Origin of the sequence: Citrobacter sp. S46_ASV_140 (genome assembly GCF_018919545.1) — a bacterium.
Lineage (GTDB): Bacteria > Pseudomonadota > Gammaproteobacteria > Enterobacterales > Enterobacteriaceae > Citrobacter > Citrobacter braakii.
Genome location: NZ_JAHLRC010000184.1, coordinates 1 through 5,301, shown reverse-complemented (window position 1 = coordinate 5,301; position 5,301 = coordinate 1). Strand labels below are relative to the sequence as shown.

Here is a 5,301-nt window from a genome sequence, read left to right as displayed (position 1 = left end):
ACCCTGGAAATTGATAAGGATATGAATGTCCTGCTGCAGCATATTGAAAACGGCGTGGCATTTGAGCGGTATTATCTTGGCGCACAGCCTATTTTCCATTGCCTTAAAAGTCTGAATGACCTGGTGCGTTTGTCAAAAGCACTGGAAGTGGATTTTCCTTTTGCCGCCTATGCCGCGATTGAGCATATTCCGGTTATCGAGGTCGAATTTGTCCATTTGGCCGGTCAGGCGAGCTATCCGGGGCAATTAACCCTGCTGGATACGCCGGGGCCGAATGAGGCCGGGCAACCGCATCTACAAAAGATGCTGAATGAACAGTTGGCGCGGGCTTCTGCGGTACTGGTGGTGATGGATTACACCCAACTGAAATCGATTTCCGATGAAGAAGTGCGCCACGCGATCATGGCGGTCGGCAAGTCAGTGCCGCTGTATGCGCTGGTGAATAAATTCGATCAGAAAGACCGCAACAGTGACGATGAAGAGCAGGTGCGGGCGTTAATTTCCGGCACGCTGATGCAAGGCGGGATTGCCCCGGAGCGAATCTATCCGGTTTCTTCGATGTGGGGGTATCTGGCGAACAGGGCGCGTCATGAGCTGATGACTTGCGGGCGGCTGCCGGATCACCAGGTGCAACGTTGGGTACAGGATTTTGCCGAAGCGGCGCTTGGCCGGCGCTGGTGCACCAACGATCTTGAGGATACGGAGCACATTCGCCATGCAGCCGATCTGTTGTGGGAGGATTCGCTGTTTGAGCAGCCGATCCAGAAAGTGATTCATGCCGCTTACGCCAATGCTTCGCTGTATGCGCTACGCTCAGCGTCGCATAAGTTATTGAACTATGCGCAAAGCGCGCACGAATATCTGGAGTTTCGCGCCCATGGGTTAACGGTTGCCTATGAAAAACTGCGGCTGAACATCACGCATATTGAAGAGGATATGCAGCAGTTAGAAGTGAGTCAGGGGCGGGTGAGTGATGAAGTCAGTCATGAGGTCGAGCTGGCGCTGGAGGCTGCCGCGGCCTATCTCAATGAGCAACAGACTGAGATTCTGTGTGGCATCAACACGTTCTTTATCAAAGAAAATGTCCTGATGATGTCACAACATGGCCAGGGGGCTGGCGTTTCCTCGGCAGAAATGGCCGGAGAAATGCTGGTGTTGCACGATGAAGGTCAGGCGAAAATCGTGCTGGATAAAATGCGCTCGTCCTGTGAAGTTGTCTTGCTGGCAGCGCAGGAAAGCATCAGCCGGGATTTAGCTCTGCGCTTTGAACAGCTTGAGTCGACGCTGTCCCGGGCGCTAAATGACGCCATGCGCCCCATTGAGCAGCGGGTGAAAGAGGAGCTGAACCACGCTGGTTTTCGTGCGCGGATCCGTTTTCCGGCGTTTCATGCGGCGATGTTTAACTTCAACACCCGCCAGTTGTTTAACGAGGCCATTGAGCAGGATATTCCGGCGGAAAATGCGCCGTCAACTGGCGGTGTGGTGCGTGATACCTTCTCTCGCTGGTTGAATCAGCCCAACTGGGGATGGAATGAGTACGTCGAAACAAAAACGCGTTATCTCATTGATATGGGCGCACTGCATAAGAACCTTGTGCACTATGTCACCCAGTTTTGCCAACAAATTCGTAAAGCTTTAGCTGCGCAGGTCGATATTTCCGTTACGGCAGGCATGACCACGTTTTTTGCTGATTTTTCACTGTGTTTGACGCAATTACAGGCGAGCCTGCGTGAGAGTCTGACCCTGCGCCAGCAAAATGAATCTGCGGTGAATGCCTTGAACGAACAACTGCAGCATCGCATTACGACTGCGGCATGGCTTTATGAAGATTCCCGCTTGCTGCGCGACGATATCAATACCCTTTTTGCAACCGAGCACACATGACTAACGTGTTACTGGAAGGCCCCGGGCGGACGCTGGAGTGTGTCTACCCGAAGTTTATGGTCGATCTGGTTCAGGGAGATGAAACCAAACGTTCCGGCGGTTTTCTGCAACAACAGCAGCGGCTGCGTGCGCGTCTGACGCAGGAGGTGCTATCCCAGACGCAACTGCGAGCATGGGTGTTGGCAGGCGTGTCCAGCGAGCATCTGGTGATGCGTCTAAAACTGGTGGAAAAACTGGCGGGCATGATCGATCCGGGCCATCTGGCGCTGGTACGGATCGCCGAAGGGTTGATGTTTTTACAACAAACCGAAGACCCGCGTGGACTCTCCACGCCCGGTCTTCTGCAGCAGATAAATTCACTCGCTGACTGGTTTACCCAGCGCGGCGCTTATAAAGAGAAGGCAGTAACGCAACGCGGCCTGACGGTGCAAGCGGGCGAACATAGCGAGCAAATTTTTACCCGCTGGCGGGCTGGCGCGTATGACGGCTGGTCGTTACCTGGACGCTGTTTTGTGGCGTTAGAGGAGCTGCGTTGGGGAGCCTTTGGTGACGCCTGCCGGTTAGCAAATGCCGATGTGGTGTCAATGCTAAAAGACAACCTGCGAACGATGGCTGCTCAGGCGCTGGCAGACAGCGTGAATGCGGCCCCCGCCACGCGTCATTACTATCATCATTGGCTCAGCACGCCGGTGGTTGGCGGCTCGGGTGAGCACAACGATATGTTGAGCTGGCTCGGGGACTGGTGCGATGCGCAGCGTCATCCGGTGAGCTGGTCGGTGACGCAGCGTTGGCAAAATGTGGCGTTGGGCATGCCGAGATTGTGTTCGGCGAAGCGGCTGGTTGATGCGATGGTTGAGGAGATTTTTGCACCGTCCCCGCTCATCAATTGAGCAGGAACGGTGAGTGGGATAAAGGCAGTTTAGTGGTGCAGTGAGTCTGCCGGGGTAGCCACCGTCTCATTGACGACCGGGTTTTTATTAAAACGTTTGGCATACAGCGCGGTGATAATCGGCACCAGAATCGCGGTGACTATCACGCTGGCGGCAACCAGCGCCGTAGCGGATGCGGCAACCGGTTCAAATGCCGGGTTAATCTGGGCGATAATCACCGGGTTTGCCACTGCAGCGCCGGCCGCAGAAGAGGCTGCTACGCCTGCCGTACCGTTCCCGCCACCAATAACGCGGTCAGCAATAATCAGCGGAATACCGGTGATGACGATAACCGCGACGCCCAGCAGGATGCCCAGCAGACCCGTATCAACGATGACGCTCAGGTTAATCGTGTTGCCCAGCGCGAAGCCGAAGAACGGGATCAGCACCGGCGTGGCTTTGCTGAAGAAGGAACGCAGATCGTGATCCAGGTTACCCAACGCAAAACCAATCAGGAACGGTAATACCGCGCCGACAAAATGGTGTGGTTCGAAGGAAGCCAGACCCGCGGAGCCGAGGATCACCATGGTCATTAACGGACCGGATTCCAGAGACATCAACACAAATGCGCCAGACTCTTCTTTGGTTCCGTACTGGTTCATCAGGCTGGCGTACAAACCGCCGTTGGTCATGTCCATCGCTGAAACAATTGCCAGTACCGAAAGACCGGCAAAGAACCCGGTTTGAATACCGGTATCAGGAATAAATGAAGCAGCAATCATTGCCACTACCCATGCCACGGCTATTTTAGTTAATACCAGTGTGCCGGATTTGCGTAATACCGTGCCGGTTGCTCGTAAATCAATAGATGCACCGATACAAAAAAACCACACTGCCAGAATCGGCACCGTTCCGCTGATCATTCCTTTGGTAAACGAACCGAAATACGCGCCGGTATCCGGAGCTAACGTATTTAACACTGCGCCTAATAACAGAGGAATCAACATCATTCCGCCAGGGATGCGTTCAATCGTGGCTTTAATTTTCATAAGCGTCCTCATCTCTTGTCGCAGGGAATACACGCGCAAGGAAATAAAAATTAATAAATTCAAGTAGTTACTGGTGTTTCTTAACAAAGAAAACAGCTATCTCTTTGTTTTATAAAATCTAACGCGGCATACGTTGAGCGTGTTGCTGCTCCCAGGGATATTGCGTCTGGAATTAGTTTGCATTCATGGGAACATTGATTCAATCAAAATAAAACGATGTTTTAGTTATCTTCATCACATATTCCGAGCAAAAGTTCCTGAGTGCTCTGATTATTAAAAAAGCTGTGATCTTTTTGTGAAGAGATTAGGTGGGTTTTTGCCTAGCAGAATAATAGTGACTGTTGTGATTGTTGGTGCAACAAAGCGATTTATTCTTGTATTTAATTGCCAGAAAATCGCAAGCATTACATGTTAAAAAGTTGACTAAGAATGACCTGATTTACGCATGTTGACGAAATGGAAATCTATATGTGAAGTTGATCACAAATTTAAACACTGTTAGGGTAAAGAGGTCATTAACCGCCCAATCAGGCGTCAACAGGTTCGGTTGTACTGCTCGTTTCTCGTCAGTGTAAGTAAACCTGCTACGCTTGTTACAGGGAATGCGTCTGTGCATTCCCCGCTCGGTGATGACCTTGACGCAGGGGCGTTGAGGGACTCGATCTGTAGCGTGACAGGGCTAAGTCTATGAGGACGAGTATGCTAAAAAGGAAAAAAATAAAACCAATTACGCTGCGCGACGTTACCATCATTGATGACGGTAAACTGCGAAAAGCCATTACTGCGGCGTCGTTAGGTAATGCGATGGAGTGGTTTGATTTTGGTGTTTATGGGTTTGTTGCTTACGCATTAGGTAAAGTGTTCTTCCCGGGGGCTGACCCCAGCGTACAGATGGTTGCTGCACTTGCCACCTTCTCTGTTCCCTTTCTGATTCGACCGCTTGGCGGATTGTTCTTCGGTATGCTTGGCGATAAATACGGTCGTCAGAAGATCCTCGCTATCACCATTGTGATTATGTCGATAAGTACCTTCTGTATCGGTCTCATTCCCTCGTATGCCTCGATTGGTATCTGGGCGCCGATTCTGCTGTTGCTGTGTAAAATGGCGCAGGGGTTCTCGGTCGGCGGAGAGTATACCGGGGCGTCGATTTTTGTCGCAGAGTACTCGCCAGACCGTAAGCGCGGATTTATGGGCAGCTGGCTGGACTTCGGCTCGATTGCCGGGTTTGTGCTGGGTGCGGGCGTGGTAGTCCTGATCTCAACTATCGTCGGCGAAGAAAACTTCCTTGAGTGGGGCTGGCGTATTCCGTTCTTCCTGGCGCTACCGTTAGGGCTTATTGGCCTGTACCTGCGTCATGCACTGGAAGAGACTCCGGCGTTCCAGCAGCACGTGGATAAACTGGAGCAGGGCGATCGTCAGGGACTGCAGGACGGTCCGAAGGTGTCGTTTAAAGAGATTGCGACCAGGCACTGGCGCAGCCTGCTGGCATGTATTGGTCT

At 52.2% G+C, this 5,301-nt stretch carries 4 protein-coding genes; 3 read left to right on the top strand and 1 reads right to left on the bottom strand.

All coding sequences use genetic code 11. The features are described 5' to 3' along the window. Nucleotides 1-1,884, top strand: a 1,884-nt coding sequence (locus KQJ19_RS22285; protein ID WP_216404167.1) for a clamp-binding protein CrfC, incomplete at its 5' end; no start/stop codon positions are given. Continuing rightward, nucleotides 1,881-2,774 carry a diguanylate cyclase regulator RdcB family protein gene (locus KQJ19_RS22280; protein ID WP_049282262.1) on the top strand — a complete coding sequence of 298 codons (894 nt, stop codon included), beginning with the start codon at nt 1,881-1,883 and terminating at the stop codon, nt 2,772-2,774. The genes KQJ19_RS22285 and KQJ19_RS22280, both read left to right, overlap by 4 nt. 29 nt (nt 2,775-2,803) lie before the next feature. Here the strand turns inward: KQJ19_RS22280 and kdgT are convergent, their stop codons facing one another. Beyond that, the gene (gene kdgT, locus KQJ19_RS22275) at nt 2,804-3,802 is read right to left on the bottom strand and encodes a 2-keto-3-deoxygluconate transporter (RefSeq protein WP_047357715.1); all 999 of its coding nucleotides are present in this window, start codon (nt 3,800-3,802) and stop codon (nt 2,804-2,806) included. A gap of 699 nt (nt 3,803-4,501) precedes the next feature. On the opposite strand from kdgT, the gene proP reads away from it, so the two are divergent. Further along, nucleotides 4,502-5,301, top strand: an 800-nt coding sequence (proP, locus tag KQJ19_RS22270) for a glycine betaine/L-proline transporter ProP (RefSeq protein ID WP_216404166.1), incomplete at its 3' end; no start/stop codon positions are given.